General features: G+C 59.2%; 13 protein-coding genes. 2 read left to right on the top strand and 11 right to left on the bottom strand.

Annotated features, from left to right (window positions below):
- Positions 1–117 precede the first annotated feature (117 nt).
- Positions 118–327, top strand: a complete 210-nt coding sequence (locus tag AB7M22_RS21030; RefSeq protein WP_010462862.1) for a cold-shock protein — start codon at positions 118–120, stop codon at positions 325–327.
- 79 nt (positions 328–406) lie between these two features.
- Here the strand turns inward: AB7M22_RS21030 and AB7M22_RS21025 are convergent, their stop codons facing one another.
- From AB7M22_RS21025 to AB7M22_RS21010, 4 genes are all read right to left on the bottom strand, one after another.
- A complete protein-coding gene (locus AB7M22_RS21025; RefSeq protein WP_038979139.1) occupies positions 407–784 on the bottom strand; it encodes a hypothetical protein in 378 nt (125 codons plus the stop codon).
- Positions 785–868: 84 nt separating this feature from the next.
- Positions 869–1,678, bottom strand: a complete 810-nt coding sequence (locus tag AB7M22_RS21020; RefSeq protein WP_447788527.1) for a putative RNA methyltransferase — start codon at positions 1,676–1,678, stop codon at positions 869–871.
- Entirely contained in the window at positions 1,678–2,829 is a 1,152-nt protein-coding gene (gene dapE, locus AB7M22_RS21015) for a succinyl-diaminopimelate desuccinylase (protein WP_454187670.1), read from the bottom strand. The genes AB7M22_RS21020 and dapE overlap by 1 nt, the downstream gene beginning before the upstream one ends.
- Before the next feature lie 198 nt (positions 2,830–3,027).
- Complete coding sequence (locus AB7M22_RS21010) at positions 3,028–5,619, bottom strand: glycosyltransferase (protein WP_007897143.1); 2,592 nt, start codon at positions 5,617–5,619, stop codon at positions 3,028–3,030.
- A gap of 287 nt (positions 5,620–5,906) precedes the next feature.
- Here AB7M22_RS21010 and tcdA point away from each other — a divergent pair, with 287 nt between their 5' ends.
- Positions 5,907–6,719 carry a tRNA cyclic N6-threonylcarbamoyladenosine(37) synthase TcdA gene (gene tcdA, locus AB7M22_RS21005; protein ID WP_454187669.1) on the top strand — a complete coding sequence of 271 codons (813 nt, stop codon included), beginning with the start codon at positions 5,907–5,909 and terminating at the stop codon, positions 6,717–6,719.
- 80 nt (positions 6,720–6,799) lie between these two features.
- Here the strand turns inward: tcdA and AB7M22_RS21000 are convergent, their stop codons facing one another.
- From AB7M22_RS21000 to dapC, 7 genes are all read right to left on the bottom strand, one after another.
- Complete coding sequence (locus AB7M22_RS21000) at positions 6,800–7,210, bottom strand: SufE family protein (protein ID WP_454187668.1); 411 nt, start codon at positions 7,208–7,210, stop codon at positions 6,800–6,802.
- Positions 7,207–8,412 carry an aminotransferase class V-fold PLP-dependent enzyme gene (locus AB7M22_RS20995; protein ID WP_454187667.1) on the bottom strand — a complete coding sequence of 402 codons (1,206 nt, stop codon included), beginning with the start codon at positions 8,410–8,412 and terminating at the stop codon, positions 7,207–7,209. The genes AB7M22_RS21000 and AB7M22_RS20995 overlap by 4 nt, the downstream gene beginning before the upstream one ends.
- 170 nt (positions 8,413–8,582) lie before the next feature.
- Positions 8,583–9,617, bottom strand: coding sequence for a 2,3,4,5-tetrahydropyridine-2,6-dicarboxylate N-succinyltransferase (gene dapD, locus AB7M22_RS20990; protein ID WP_007908005.1), 1,035 nt, complete (start codon positions 9,615–9,617; stop codon positions 8,583–8,585).
- Between the two features lie 33 nt (positions 9,618–9,650).
- Positions 9,651–10,013, bottom strand: coding sequence for an ArsC family reductase (locus tag AB7M22_RS20985; RefSeq protein ID WP_007907995.1), 363 nt, complete (start codon positions 10,011–10,013; stop codon positions 9,651–9,653).
- Between the two features lie 315 nt (positions 10,014–10,328).
- The gene (locus AB7M22_RS20980; protein ID WP_454187666.1) at positions 10,329–11,069 is read right to left on the bottom strand and encodes a M12 family metallopeptidase; all 741 of its coding nucleotides are present in this window, start codon (positions 11,067–11,069) and stop codon (positions 10,329–10,331) included.
- Between the two features lie 92 nt (positions 11,070–11,161).
- Positions 11,162–11,887 (bottom strand): hypothetical protein, encoded by a 726-nt coding sequence (locus AB7M22_RS20975; protein ID WP_454187665.1) that lies wholly within the window; start codon positions 11,885–11,887, stop codon positions 11,162–11,164.
- Between the two features lie 335 nt (positions 11,888–12,222).
- On the bottom strand, positions 12,223–13,422 hold the full coding sequence (dapC, locus tag AB7M22_RS20970) for a succinyldiaminopimelate transaminase (protein WP_454187664.1): 1,200 nt from the start codon (positions 13,420–13,422) through the stop codon (positions 12,223–12,225).
- Positions 13,423–13,517: the final 95 nt, after the last annotated feature.

The following is a 13,517-nucleotide window of genomic DNA, read 5'->3' as shown; positions in this document are numbered from 1 at the left end:
ATAGTGTGCCGTATTCGTCGAAAATCGGCAAAAAAGCAGCGAAGTAAACTTGAGTTGAGAGTTTTGGCGTCTGTCATATACTCGGCCGTTCAAAATAAAAACAAGGGGGGTACTGACATGGCTACGCGCGAAACCGGCAATGTGAAGTGGTTCAACGACGCCAAGGGTTATGGCTTCATTCAGCGTGAGGACGGGGTGGACGTGTTCGTGCACTACCGCGCGATTCGCGGCGAGGGGCATCGCTCCCTGGCTGAAGGTCAGCAGGTCGAGTATGCGGTGGTGACCGGGGAGAAGGGCTTGCAGGCTGAGGATGTGGTGGGTCTGTAAACCCTACTCTTCACATCACACAACACCAATGTGGGAGCGAGCAAGCCCGCTCCCACATTTGATCCGCGTTGTACGGGATTTAAGCGGTTTTCCAGGTGATCTCTTCTTCACCATCAACACTGATCCGCATCCAGCGATCGGCCGTCTCTTCACCTTCTTCCTCGACCCAGCTACCCGGCGCGCAACGTACTTCGACGTTCAGCGCGGCAAAGGCCGCGCGGGCGCAGGCGATGTCGTCTTCCCATGGGGTCTGGTCGCTTTCCAGGTACAGGCTGTTCCATTTGCCGACGGCTTTCGGCAGCCAGGTGACCGGCACATTGCCGGCCTTGCACTTGTAGGTCTGACCTTTCTGAACCCAGTCGGTGCAGGGGCCTAAAGCCGCGCCGAGCCAGGCCGCGATGGCCTTGTAGTCGACGTCGGCGTCTTTCAGGTAAATCTCGATATCGGGTTGGCGCATGGATGTCCTCACTGCGGGTCTGAAAAATCCATTCGCGGATTTAGCCGGCCTCAAGCTGTTTGCTCAAGACCAAAATTCAAGGGTTTATTGAAGAACAAAATAATCGTAGCGCATCGACACGGTGACCTCGAACGGCTCGGCCTGTTCGATGACCGCTGCCCGGCGTTCGGCACTGGCGCGCCAGCCGTGGGGTGTCATGGCCAACAGGTTCGCGCGATCCTGACCATTAACCAGCGTCAGTTTGAATTCCAGGGTTTCGCTGTGTTGCAGCGCCATGCCTTCCGGCACCAGCGCCAAGTGCTTGTCGTCGGTGTACTCGCGCACTTCGTCGTATAGCCGCTCGCGCAATTCCATCAGATGTCCGCTGGTCGGCCCGACTTTCATCAAGCCGCCGCCGGGGCTGAGCAGGCGTTTGGCTTCCTCCCAGTCCAGCGGGCTGAAAACACTGGCGAGAAACTGGCAGCTGCCTGAGGCCAACGGCACCCGCGCCATGCTGGCGATCAACCAGGTCAGCGCAGGGTTGCGTTTGCAGGCGCGTTTGACCGCTTCCCGGGAAATGTCCAGCGCATAGCCATCGGCGTTGGGCAAGGCTTCGGCAATTTGCGCGGTGTAGTAACCCTCGCCACAACCGATGTCCAGCCAGCGCTGGGGCGCGTACTGCGCCGCCAGTTCCGCCAGACGCTTGGCCACCGGCGCGTAATGGCCGGCATTCAAAAAGTCGCGACGGGCTTCGACCATCGCCAGGTTATCCCCAGGGTCACGGCTGTTTTTGTGCTGCACCGGCAACAGGTTCAGATAACCCTGCCGCGCACGGTCGAAACGATGCCCGGCGGGGCAGGCCACGCCGTTGTCCACCGCGTTCAGCGGTTCGCTGCAGATCGGACACGCAAGCATCAGGCGAGCAACTTGATCAGGGTCTGGTAGTAGATCTCGGTCAGCACGTCGAGGTCGGCCGCCAGCACACGCTCGTTGACCTGGTGAATCGTCGCGTTGACCGGGCCCAGTTCGACAACCTGAGTACCCATGGTCGCGATGAAGCGCCCGTCGGAAGTACCGCCGCTGGTGGACGCCTTGGTCTCGCGACCGGTGATGTCCTTGATGCTCGCCGACACCGCGTCGAGCAGGGCGCCCGGTTCGGTGAGGAACGGCAGGCCGGACAGCGCCCAGTCGATGTGCCAGTCCAGACCATGCTTGTCGAGAATATCGGCGACGCGTTTTTGCAGGCCTTCGACGGTGGATTCGGTGGAGAATCGGAAGTTGAACACCGCCACCAGATCACCCGGGATCACGTTGGTCGCGCCAGTGCCGGAATTGACGTTGGAAATCTGGAAACTGGTCGGCGGGAAGAAATCGTTGCCGTGGTCCCAGTGCTCGGCGGCGAGTTCGGCCAGCGCCGGGGCGGCGAGGTGGATCGGGTTCTTCGCCAGGTGCGGATAGGCCACGTGACCCTGCACACCGCGCACGGTCAATTTGGCGCCGAGGGAACCGCGACGGCCGTTCTTGACCACGTCACCCACCAGGGTAGTGCTCGACGGTTCGCCGACGATGCACCAGTCCAGACGCTCTTTACGGGCGACGAGGCGCTCGATCACAGCTTTGGTGCCGTGGTGCGCCGGGCCTTCTTCGTCGCTGGTGATCAGGAACGCGACCTTGCCCTTGTGATCCGGGTAATCGGTGACGAAACGTTCTGCTGCCACGGTCATGGAGGCGAGGCTGCCTTTCATGTCGGCCGCGCCACGGCCGCAGAGCATGCCGTGTTCGTCGATCACCGCGTTGAACGGATCGATCTGCCAGGCGGTTACCGGACCGGTCGGAACCACGTCGGTGTGGCCGGCGAAGCACAGCACCGGGCCTTCGTGTTTACCGTGAGTTGCCCAGAAGTTATCCACATCTTCGATGCGCATCGGTTCCAGTGTGAAACCGGCATCGCCCAGGCGCTGCATCATCTGCTTCTGGCAATCGGCGTCGACCGGCGTCACGGACGGACGGCGGATCAGGTCGATGGCGAGTTGGAGGGTCGGCGAAAGGTCGGCGTGGGCCGTCATGGGAAAAACTCCGGAGCTTTTATTTGTAGGAGCGAGGCTTGCCCGCGAAGAACGATAATGAGGTGCATCTGTTACACCGAGTCGCTTCATTCGCGGGCAAGCCTCGCTCCTACAGGAATTGAGGCAGGCGCGCAAAATGGCGGTTATCTTAAAGCAAAACGGCGGCCATTGGCCGCCGTTTAGTGCATCTGTACTGATTTAGACAGCCGGTGCGGTCGTGGCTTCAGCTACCGGTTTGGGCAGCGACGACAGGAACGCCATGATCAGCGCCGCCAGGTATGGCAGCGACTGCACCAGCAACATGGTCACCCAGAAGCGCATGTCGTTGCTCGGCAGGCCCTGCACCAGGAAGATCCCCAGCGCCGCGCCCCACAACAGCAGCATGATGAACATCTCTTCACGCGCTTCCGAAATGGCTACCCAGAAGCCGTGGTTATCGGCATTTTTCGGGGTACGGAAGAACGGAATGCTGCTGGTGAAGAAACCGTACAACACCGCTTTGGCGATGGTGTGCGACAACGCCAGCCCTGCCAATGCCGCGCAGAACGCATCCTTGAGGTTGACCCCGACCGCACGGCGGTACAGGAAGATGATCTTGCCGACCTTGAACACGAACAGCGCCAATGGCGGGATCGCGAAAATCAACAACGGCGGATCGACCCGTTGCGGCACGATGATCATCGCTGCCGACCACAACAGCGCGCCGACGGTGAAGAAGATGTTCATGCCGTCCGCCACCCACGGCAACCAGCCCGCGAGGAAGTGGTAACGCTGGCCACGGGTCAGTTCGGTGTCCTTGCCGCGCAGCAGGCTGGCGGTGTGACGCTTGATGATCTGAATCGCTCCGTAGGCCCAGCGGAAACGCTGTTTCTTGAAGTCGATAAAGGTATCGGGCATCAGCCCTTTGCCGTAGCTGTCGTGGTAATACGCCGCCGACAGGCCTTTTTCGAACACGCGCAGACCCAACTCGGCGTCTTCACAGATGCACCAGTCGGCCCAGCCCAGTTCCTCGAGCACCGAGCGCCGGGTCATGGTCATGGTGCCGTGCTGGATGATCGCGTCACGGTCGTTGCGGGTGACCATGCCGATGTGGAAGAAGCCTTTGTATTCCGCGTAGCAGAGCTTCTTGAAGGTGCTTTCGTTCTGGTCGCGGTAATCCTGTGGCGACTGCACCACGGCGATTTTCGGGTCGGCGAAGTGCGGCACCATGTGCTTGAGCCAATTCGGGTCGACGCAGTAGTCCGAGTCGATCACGGCAATCACTTCGGCGTCCTTGGCGGTGTGCGGAATCAGGTAATTCAGCGCGCCACCCTTGAAACCGGCCAACGGTGCCACGTGGAAGAACTTGAAGCGCGGGCCGAGGGTTTCGCAATAATCGCGCACCGGTTCCCAGACCGCCGGGTCTTTGGTGTTGTTGTCGATGATCAGGACTTCGAAGTCCGGATAGTCGAGGTTGGCCAGGGCGTTGAGGGTCTGTTTGACCATCTCCGGCGGCTCGTTGTAGCAAGGGACGTGAATCGACACTTTCGGTCGGTAGTCCGAATCACCCACCACGGGCAGGAATTCGCGCCGGCGTTTGTGGGTCCAGACCGCTTCGGCCAGTTCGTGGGCTTCGGTCAGCAGAACGATAAACACCCCGAGTGCACCGAGGGCGAGCAAGAAGCCCACCGTCAGGCTGAACCAGGTGCTGTATTGCTGGCTGTAGTCATAACCGATCCACACCAATACCGAACCACAGAGGAACGCGATAAAGGTCAGGAAGGTGCGGCCGCGTTGACGCAGGGCCGAGCCGTCAATCATCAGCAGGGTCAGGGACAGCAGTGCCAGCACTACGGAGCCGATAGCCAATACGCGCCATTGCGGGATCGCGACGACCGGGCCTTCGAAGTTGAATTTCTGCTGGCGTGCGGCGTTGAACACGCCCCAGTACGCGCCCACCGAACCTTCGTCGCTGGCTTTCCACGGTTGGTCGAACGCTTCGATCACGAAGTAGTTGAAGCCTTGGCGGTTGAGCTTGTTGACCAACGTGCGCAGGTAAATCGCCTGGTCCGCCGGCGACGCATCGGCGCCACCGCGCATGCGGCCATTGCTCGGCCAGCCGACCTCGGAGAGCAGCAGCGGTTTTTTCGGGAACATCTTTTTCAGATCACGGGCGCGGTCGAGAACGAACTGGCCGGCCTTGTCCACCGGAACGAACTCCCAGTAGGGCAGGACGTGAGCCGCGATCAGGTCGACGTGCTTGGCCAGGCTCGGGTTTTCTTCCCAGACGTGCCACTGCTCAGAGGTGGTGACCGGAACCTTTACGGCCGCGCGGACGCGATCCAGGATCAGGCTAAGCTCCGCCGCGGTGATTTCCTTACGGAAGATCGCCTCGTTACCGACAATCACGCGAACTACGCTGCGCGAGGAATTGGCGATTTCGATGGCGCGGGTGATCTCGCGCTCATTGCGCTCTTCGTCCGGGCTGATCCAGATACCCAAGGTTACCCGCAGGCCGAATTCTTCCGCCAGTTTGGGGATGTTCTCCAGCGTGCCGTCGACCGAGTAGGTCCGGATGTTGTCCGTCAGCTTGCTCATGATCTCCAGGTCGCGACGCATTTCATCGTCGGTCGGGTACTGGGCTTTTTGCGGGTACTGGCCTTGTTGAAACGGCGAGTACGAAAAGCCGGAGATCTGCTCAGGCCAGTTGGGGGCGGTGACCGGGCGATTGACCAGCGCCCAGAAACCGGTGAACAAGGCGGCGATTGCTAGAACCACGACCAGGTTGAGTCCAAATTTACGCGATGACATAGCTATTTCAGGTTCCAGGGGCTACTGAACGAAGGAACGGTCGGCGGCCGGCTGCCAAGGGGCGGGGGCGCGCATCCTACACTGGGCGTTCACTGACCGTACAGCGGACAGGGAAATGCCGGACGTTGGGCAATCCAAGTCGACTTAAGTTCTTTGACCGGGGCGGTATAACCCAATTCCAATAAATTTGTAGTCAGTTGAAGCAATCGAGACCGCCGTTCATAGCCCAAAGATGCTCTTGGCCGCCGACAGCCCTATAATGCGCGCCGGTTTTTGGGGTAATGGTCATGAGTACAGAAGATCCGCGGTTTGCTGGCATTGCCCGCTTGTATGGCATCGAAGGCCTTGAGCGCTTGCGCGCGGCCCATGTGGCGATCGTCGGCGTCGGTGGCGTCGGTTCTTGGGCGGCGGAAGCTGTCGCCCGGTGTGGCGTGGGCGAAATTTCGCTGTTCGACCTGGACGATGTTTGTGCCAGCAACGTCAACCGTCAACTGCATGCGCTGGACAGCACCGTCGGCAAGCCCAAGGTCGAGGTGATGGCCGAGCGCTTGCGCGGGATCAACCCGGACTGCACGGTGCACGCAGTGGCGGATTTCGTCACCCGTGAAACCATGGCCGAGTACATCACGCCGAACATCGATTGCGTGATTGACTGCATCGACAGCGTCAACGCCAAAGCCGCGCTGATTGCCTGGTGCAAGCGTCGCAAGATCCAGATCATCACCACCGGCGGCGCGGGCGGGCAGATTGACCCGACACTGATCCAGGTCTGCGACCTGAACCGCACATTCAACGATCCGTTGGCCTCGAAAGTGCGCTCCACGTTACGCCGCGATTATGGTTTCTCCCGCACCGTGACCCGCCACTACAGCGTCCCGTGCGTGTTTTCCACCGAGCAACTGCGCTACCCGAAACCGGACGGCAGCATTTGTTTGCAGAAGAGTTTTGTCGGTGATGGCGTGAAGCTCGACTGCGCCGGGGGCTTTGGCGCGGTGATGATGGTGACGGCGACATTCGGCATGGTCGCGGCGACCAAGGCTGTGGATAAGATTGTGGCGGGTGTGCGGCGCCCCGCCGATCGCATCAAGCCGGAGGTTTGAAACACCATCCCTTGTAGGAGCGAGGCTTGCCCGCGAAGGCGGTGTGACAGATAAAACGCCTTCGCGGGCAAGCCTCGCTCCTACGGGGGCGTAGACAACTCCCGCATCTTCTGTAACACGGCATTCAGGCCATTACTGCGGGACTGGGACAACTGGCGACCCAGCCCCAGCTGATTGAACCAATCCGCCAAATCCACCCGCTGCAACTCAACTGCGGACAACCCGTTGACCCGTGCCAGCAGCAGCGCCACCAACCCGCGAATCAAGCGCGCATCGCTGCTGGCGCTGAATTGCCAATGACCGTCCTGCAGCGCACCGACCAGCCAGACCTGGCTTTCACAGCCATGCACGCGGTTGGCCTCGACTTTATCCACATCGCTCAACGGCGGCAGACGGTCACCCCATTGCATCAGCAACCGCGCCCGCTGCTCCCAGCTCGCAGCCTTCTGAAAAGTATCCAGCGCGGTGATGGCATCGGCGGGCAAGGTCATCGCAACAACTCCAGGGCCTGATCCAGTGCTTCAAAAAAGCGCTCAAGATCTTCGGAGTCGTTGTACAACGCCAACGACACCCGAATCGCCCCGGCCAGTTCAAAGCTTTTGAGCAACGGCATGGCGCAATGATGACCGGCGCGTACGGCGATTCCCTGTTCGGTCAGCAAATGCGCCAGATCAGCGTTATGCACACCCTCGACGACAAAACTGGCCAGTGCCAGTTGCGGCTTGCCCAGCAGACGAATGCCGTTGCGCGCTTCAAGGCCTTTGAGCAAATAGTCGTGCAGCGCCGCTTCATGGGCGGACACGGCGTCCTGATCCAGCCCGGCCAGATAATCCAGGGTCGCCCCCAGGCCAATCACGCTGGAAATCGGTGGCGTACCAGCCTCGAACCCCAGCGGCGCAGGACGAAAGCGTGCGTCGTGGTAGTTGGCATCCAGCACCATTTCGCCGCCGAACTGCCACGGACGCAGTTGCTGCAGCGCTTCATGACGACCGAACAGCGCACCCAGGCCATCCGGGCCGTAGAGCTTGTGGCTGGAAAACACATAGAAGTCGCAGCCCAATGCTTGCACGTCATGCCGACCATGGACCACGCCTTGAGCGCCGTCGACCACGGTCAGCGCGTTGTGCGCTTTGGCCATCGCCAGTAACGCGGGCAAAGGCTGCCAGGCGCCGAGCACGTTGGACAGCTGACTGACCGCCAGCAAACGGGTACGCGGACCGATCAGGCGAGCGGCGGCTTCAAGGTCAATCAAGCCGTCGACATTCAGCGGCAGAATGACCAGTTTCAAGTCGCGACGGTGGGCCAGTTGCTGCCACGGCAACAGGTTGGCGTGATGCTCCAGAGCGCTGATGACAATTTCATCGCCCGGATTGAATACGTGTTCCAGGCCATAGGCCAGGAGGTTCAGCGCGGACGTCGCGCCGTGGGTAAAGATGATCTGCCCGCAATCGCCGGCATTGAGCCATTGCGCGACTTTGCTGCGGCTGTCTTCGAACGCCTGGGTGGCATGGGCGCCGGGCAAGTGTTGCGCCCGATGCACGTTGGCCGCGCCGTTGGCGTAGTAATGCGCCAGGGCATCCAGCAGGGCTTGAGGTTTTTGCGTGGTGGCGGCGTTGTCCAGATAAGTCTGGTCTTGCCGTTGCAGGGCGGCGATGGCCGGAAAATCGGCGCGCCAGGGAGAGGGAATCATCATGCTATCGGGCCCTGGTGAACATGGGCGGGGTGTACGCCTGACCTGATGGTCGGGTCTACGCCGGACCTGTGTAGGAGCGAAGCTTGCTCGCGAAGGCGTCATTACTGGCGCCAAAAGCTTCGCGGGCAAGCCTCGCTCCTACAAGTTCAGGTGATCGTTTGACGCTCTGCTTAGTTGTGAGCGTGCAGCGCTTCGTTCAATTCGATGGCCGATTTGTGGGTTTTGCATTCCACGGCACCGGTCTCCGAATTGCGACGGAACAGCAGGTCAGGTTGACCGGCCAGTTCACGCGCCTTCACGACTTTGACCAGTTTGTTGTTTTCGTCCAGCAGCGCCACTTTAGTACCAGCGGTCACGTACAGGCCCGACTCAACGGTGTTGCGATCGCCCAACGGGATACCGATACCGGCGTTGGCACCGATCAGACAGCCTTCGCCGACCTTGATCACGATATTGCCGCCACCCGACAGGGTGCCCATCGTCGAGCAGCCGCCGCCCAGGTCCGAACCCTTGCCAACGAAAACGCCCGCCGACACACGGCCTTCGATCATGCCCGGGCCTTCGGTTCCGGCGTTGAAGTTGACGAAACCTTCGTGCATGACGGTGGTGCCTTCGCCCACGTAAGCGCCCAGGCGAATACGTGCCGCGTCAGCGATACGCACGCCGGCCGGTACCACGTAGTCGGTCATTTTCGGGAACTTGTCCACCGAGAACACTTCCAGCAACTCGCCGCGCAGACGGGCTTCCAGTTGATGCTCGGCCAGTTCGGCCAGGTCGATCGCGCCCTGGCTGGTCCAGGCCACGTTCGGCAGCAACGGGAAGATCCCGGCCAGGTTCAGGCCGTGCGGCTTGACCAGGCGATGGGACAGCAGGTGCAGCTTGAGGTAAGCCTCAGGCGTGGAGCTCAGCTGTGCATCTTCGGCCAGCAGCGTGGCGACCAGCGGCTTGTGGCTCTCGGCCAGACGGGTCAGCAGTGCCGCTTGTGCAGCGTCGACGCTTTTCAGCGCTTCGGCCAGTTGGGACGCCTGAGCGGTGCTGAAGGCGATGGCCTGATTGCCTTCGGTGTAGCCCAGAACCGGCGCAATGGCGGCGACCAGTTCGGCCGACGGGTTGAGCAGTGGCTGCGCGTAAAACACTTCCAGCCATGCGCCTTGACGGTTTTGAGTGCCGACACCAAAGGCCAGGCTGAACAGGGTAGTGGACATGTTGATACCTCTAACAAAATGGAACGGGCTGCCTTACTTGAGCGCTGCCGCGTAGATATCTGGCTTGAAGCCAATCAGGGTTCGGTCACCGAGATCGAGCACCGGGCGCTTGATCATCGAAGGTTGTGCGAGCATCAGTTCGATGGCTTTGCGCTGGTCGAGATCGGCTTTGCGTTCGTCGTCGAGCTTGCGAAAGGTCGTGCCTGCACGGTTCAACACCACTTGCCAGCCGTGCTCGTCGCACCATTGGCTCAGGTGTTCACGGTCGATTCCGACCGTTTTGTAATCATGAAAGTCATAGCTGACAGCGTGTTCATCGAGCCAGGTGCGCGCCTTTTTCATGGTGTCGCAGGCTTTGATGCCGAAAAGGTGCAACGTTTTGCTTGAAGCGGTCAAGGAATTGCCCCCTTTGCAGGTGCTGAAAATAAAAGGTGACGGATTATGCCATGACCGAACGGTTTCGCGTCGGCTGTGGTCGGGTTTGTCTTTTCGTCTTGGTTATTCGCTGTTTCATGCGGCATTGGTGCAACGGTCCAGCCTGCAGTCTAGGCGGCTAATATGGCACTTCAATGCTGTCGATTGTGTGCGCTTGAAAGCGCTACGGACGCAACGCCTGGCCTGGTACAGCCTCAGTCGTCATCACCCGATGGGTGATGACGTGCTGCGAGAAGTAGTGGTGAGCTTGATGTAGGTGAGGTCGATCCAGCCGGCTCAGCTCGGTATCGGGTCAGTGTTTCGCGGGTAGATAGAGCTGATGAAACTGATGTCTTTTTCAGACAGTTTCTTGTTCATAGGGTAGTCGGTTCCATCCCATATCAGCTCGGCAGGGAAGTGGTAATGCATGATGGATTTCTTGTCGTAGGGGCTGATTTGCTTGTCCGTGAGTTCCAGTGTTCTAAAGATGTTGCGATAGATAGTGTCTTTTGAGTGCCCGGCATTTTCAAAGGCCTCATACACCTTAGGCGTGTTCCAATCGATGTTGGCCTCAGGGTGTTGATGCTCGTGTTCCAGGCCAAGGGCATGACCGAATTCATGCAACATGGCCACATGCCACGGCATTTCCATGGTCGTGAGATCAATGTGCAGGGTCGGTTTGTCTGCTGGCGCAGTCAGCGCGTCGGTACCAATGTATGACCAGTGTCCTGTCAGTTCGGTACTGTCGGAGATCCTGATATCGCCTTGGGTGCCCTCGACGAACCTGATGGTGAGGTTGATGTGGGGTGTCCAATCGCTGATCTCTTCTTTGGCAAACGCTATGAACTCCAGGTTGGAACTTAGAAAGGCAACATCGATAGTTCGACGTTGGGCCCAGAATTTAGAATGATTGCCAATGCTTCTTTTGGATCGTCCGCCAGTGCTTCCTGTGTTTGCCCGATCTTCACTGGCAGCGGTTTGATACGAAAGTTGTGGGTCTACGCCGGGAACGCCAGCGCAAATATTAATAAGTGTCATGGGGGCTCTTATGGGGATGTTTTTCATGCTCGAATCAATGGTTGAGCAGAAAAATGGATGGCTAAATATGAATGTTGCAGTAGGTCAATGAATCAAGAGGCGACTGGATAGATCGCACTGATTGCTTTGATGTCGCCGTCGGACAGTTCGCCGCAGTAGCCGTATTCGATATCGTTAAAAATGACTTCCCTTGGGAATGGGAAGTGCATGATCGAAAATTTGTCGTAAGGGACGAGTTGCGTGTAGGCACTTCTCTGCTTGGGAAGAATGTATTCCAAAACCTGATTTTGCGAATAGCCGATTTCGCCATAGCCTTTGTAAAGGTTGGGGAGATTCCAATCAATATTCGCGTCCGGGTGCTGATGCGCGTGCTCCAGTCCAAGCGCGTGTCCGAACATATGCAGGATCGTCGGCCCAGGAGCGCTCTCACGTAGTCGACGGTGAATTTGCATCGTCGGCACGTGAGAGGGAATCAGAAGCGCATCGGTGCCTAGGGCCGACCAATGTCCGTTGCGTTCGAGCGCGTCGGGAGTGTCAGTGATTCGAATGACGCCTTCATTTCCCTCGACAAAGCGCAGGGTCAGATTGATGTGCGGGGCCCAGGTCAAAATGGATTCTTTAATCAGTTCCTTGAAACTAGGGAAGTTGCTGGTTATAGAGATATCCAGCGTTCGGTTTTGTGCCCAGAATCGGTTGTGACTTTTGCTCTCTGGATGAGATGTGCTCGTTTCGTTGTCGGGGTTCTCGGTGATTGCGGTGTCTCGGGAATGCTGTGCGTCAACACTCAAGATTCCTGTGCATGCCTGGATGATTTGCATAATCTGTTACTCTGCTTAAGAAGTTTTAATAGTTGCGCCGACTTCCTGTTTTTCTTGGTCTGGAAAATAAGTGCGGCGTTTTTGAATGCTAGCGACGGGTGAAGTGTTGGTAAATGCAGTGAGTGTATGCTGTTGTAACGGTGGTAGTTGTTTTAGTGGGGGTAAGTTAGATATCGAGCGTTGGTCGGATGGCAGAGTTGATGCTTGCGAATGAGGGAGTCAGGGGGGCGTTAAAAGACGCTTAATTAGTGCGGGTTGTATGGGAATAGAAAGTTTTAACTTTTTGTTATGAACCACCCGCACTGCATTGCACAGCGCGGGCGGGACGGGAATAGTTACTTGCGTCGGGTAATGAACGCGCGGATGCGTTCGGCCGCTTCTACACATTCAGCCAGCGGCGCTACCAGCGCCATGCGCACGCGCCCGGCGCCGGGGTTGATGCCATCGACTTCGCGGGACAGGTAGGAGCCCGGCACCACGGTCACGTGTTCCTGTTCGAACAGGTCACGGCAGAACGCTGCGTCATCACCATTCACATTTGGCCACAGGTAGAAACCACCGTCCGGGCGCTGTACATCCATCACTGGGCTGAGAATCTCCAGCACCGCATCGTATTTCTCGCGATACAGCGCGCGGTTGGCCCGTACATGCACTTCATCGTTCCACGCGGCCACGCTGGCCAGTTGGGTCTGAACCGGCATCGCGCAGCCGTGATAGGTGCGGTACAGCAGGAAGCCCTTGAGAATGTCGGCGTCGCCCGCCACGAAGCCGGAGCGCAGGCCTGGCAGGTTGGAGCGCTTGGACAGGCTGTGGAAAACCACGCAGCGTTTGAAGTCCTTGCGGCCCAGTTCCACACAGGCGCTGAGCAGGCCGGCTGGTGGGGTTTGTTCGTCGAAGTACAGTTCGCTGTAGCATTCGTCCGCGGCGATCACGAAGTCGTATTCGTCGGCCAGGGCGATCAGCTTTTTCAGGGTATCGACCGGGATCAGGGCGCCGGTCGGGTTGCCCGGCGAGCACAGGAACAGGATCTGGCAGCGCTTCCAGATGTCCGGCGAAACAGCGTCGAAATCCGGGTTGAAGCCGTTTTCATCCAGGCACGGCAGGTAATGCGGCTTGGCTCCAGCAAGGAACGCCGCGCCTTCGTAGATCTGATAGAACGGATTCGGGCTGACCACCAGCGCGTCTTCGCCACGGTTGACTACGGTCTGGGTGAACGCGAACAGCGCTTCGCGAGTGCCATTGACCGGCAGCACGTTGCGCGCCGGGTCGAGCCAGCCGTTCGGGACGCTGAAGCGGCGTTCGCACCAGGCGGCGATGGCTTCACGCAAGGCCGGGATGCCGAGGGTGGTCGGGTACACGGCCATCTGATCCAGATTGCTCGCCAGCGCTTCGGCGACGAAGCTCGGCGAACGGTGCTTCGGTTCGCCGATGGATAACGCAATGGCGCGTTTGTCCGGGTTTGGCGTGACGCTGCCGAGCAGGGCGCGGAGCTTTTCGAACGGGTAGGGCTGCAACTGGTTCAGAGCGTTGTTCATGGGGGCCTCGTTCAATGTGGGAGGGCTAATGTGGTGCAGGGGGCTTGTTGTGGTGAGGGGGCAAGACCCCTTGCCACAACAAGCCGCCTGTCCAC

It is taken from the genome of Pseudomonas sp. ADAK2 TE3594, assembly GCF_053628675.1.
Note: the sequence above shows the minus strand (reverse complement) of the source record. Positions and strands in the feature narration are given on the sequence as shown.

Bases quoted from the DNA above. Each gene is read 5' to 3' on its own strand.
- AB7M22_RS20975 (WP_454187665.1), bottom strand. From the start codon at position 11,887: ATGCAAATCATCCAGGCATGCACAGGAATCTTGAGTGTTGACGCACAG.
- dapE (WP_454187670.1), bottom strand. From the start codon at position 2,829: ATGACGGCCCACGCCGACCTTTCGCCGACCCTCCAACTCGCCATCGAC.
- dapD (WP_007908005.1), bottom strand. From the start codon at position 9,617: ATGTCCACTACCCTGTTCAGCCTGGCCTTTGGTGTCGGCACTCAAAAC.
- AB7M22_RS21025 (WP_038979139.1), bottom strand. From the start codon at position 784: ATGCGCCAACCCGATATCGAGATTTACCTGAAAGACGCCGACGTCGAC.
- AB7M22_RS20980 (WP_454187666.1), bottom strand. From the start codon at position 11,069: ATGACACTTATTAATATTTGCGCTGGCGTTCCCGGCGTAGACCCACAA.
- AB7M22_RS21030 (WP_010462862.1), top strand. From the start codon at position 118: ATGGCTACGCGCGAAACCGGCAATGTGAAGTGGTTCAACGACGCCAAG.
- AB7M22_RS21010 (WP_007897143.1), bottom strand. From the start codon at position 5,619: ATGTCATCGCGTAAATTTGGACTCAACCTGGTCGTGGTTCTAGCAATC.
- AB7M22_RS21020 (WP_447788527.1), bottom strand. From the start codon at position 1,678: ATGCTTGCGTGTCCGATCTGCAGCGAACCGCTGAACGCGGTGGACAAC.
- AB7M22_RS20995 (WP_454187667.1), bottom strand. From the start codon at position 8,412: ATGATGATTCCCTCTCCCTGGCGCGCCGATTTTCCGGCCATCGCCGCC.
- AB7M22_RS21000 (WP_454187668.1), bottom strand. From the start codon at position 7,210: ATGACCTTGCCCGCCGATGCCATCACCGCGCTGGATACTTTTCAGAAG.
- dapC (WP_454187664.1), bottom strand. From the start codon at position 13,422: ATGAACAACGCTCTGAACCAGTTGCAGCCCTACCCGTTCGAAAAGCTC.
- tcdA (WP_454187669.1), top strand. From the start codon at position 5,907: ATGAGTACAGAAGATCCGCGGTTTGCTGGCATTGCCCGCTTGTATGGC.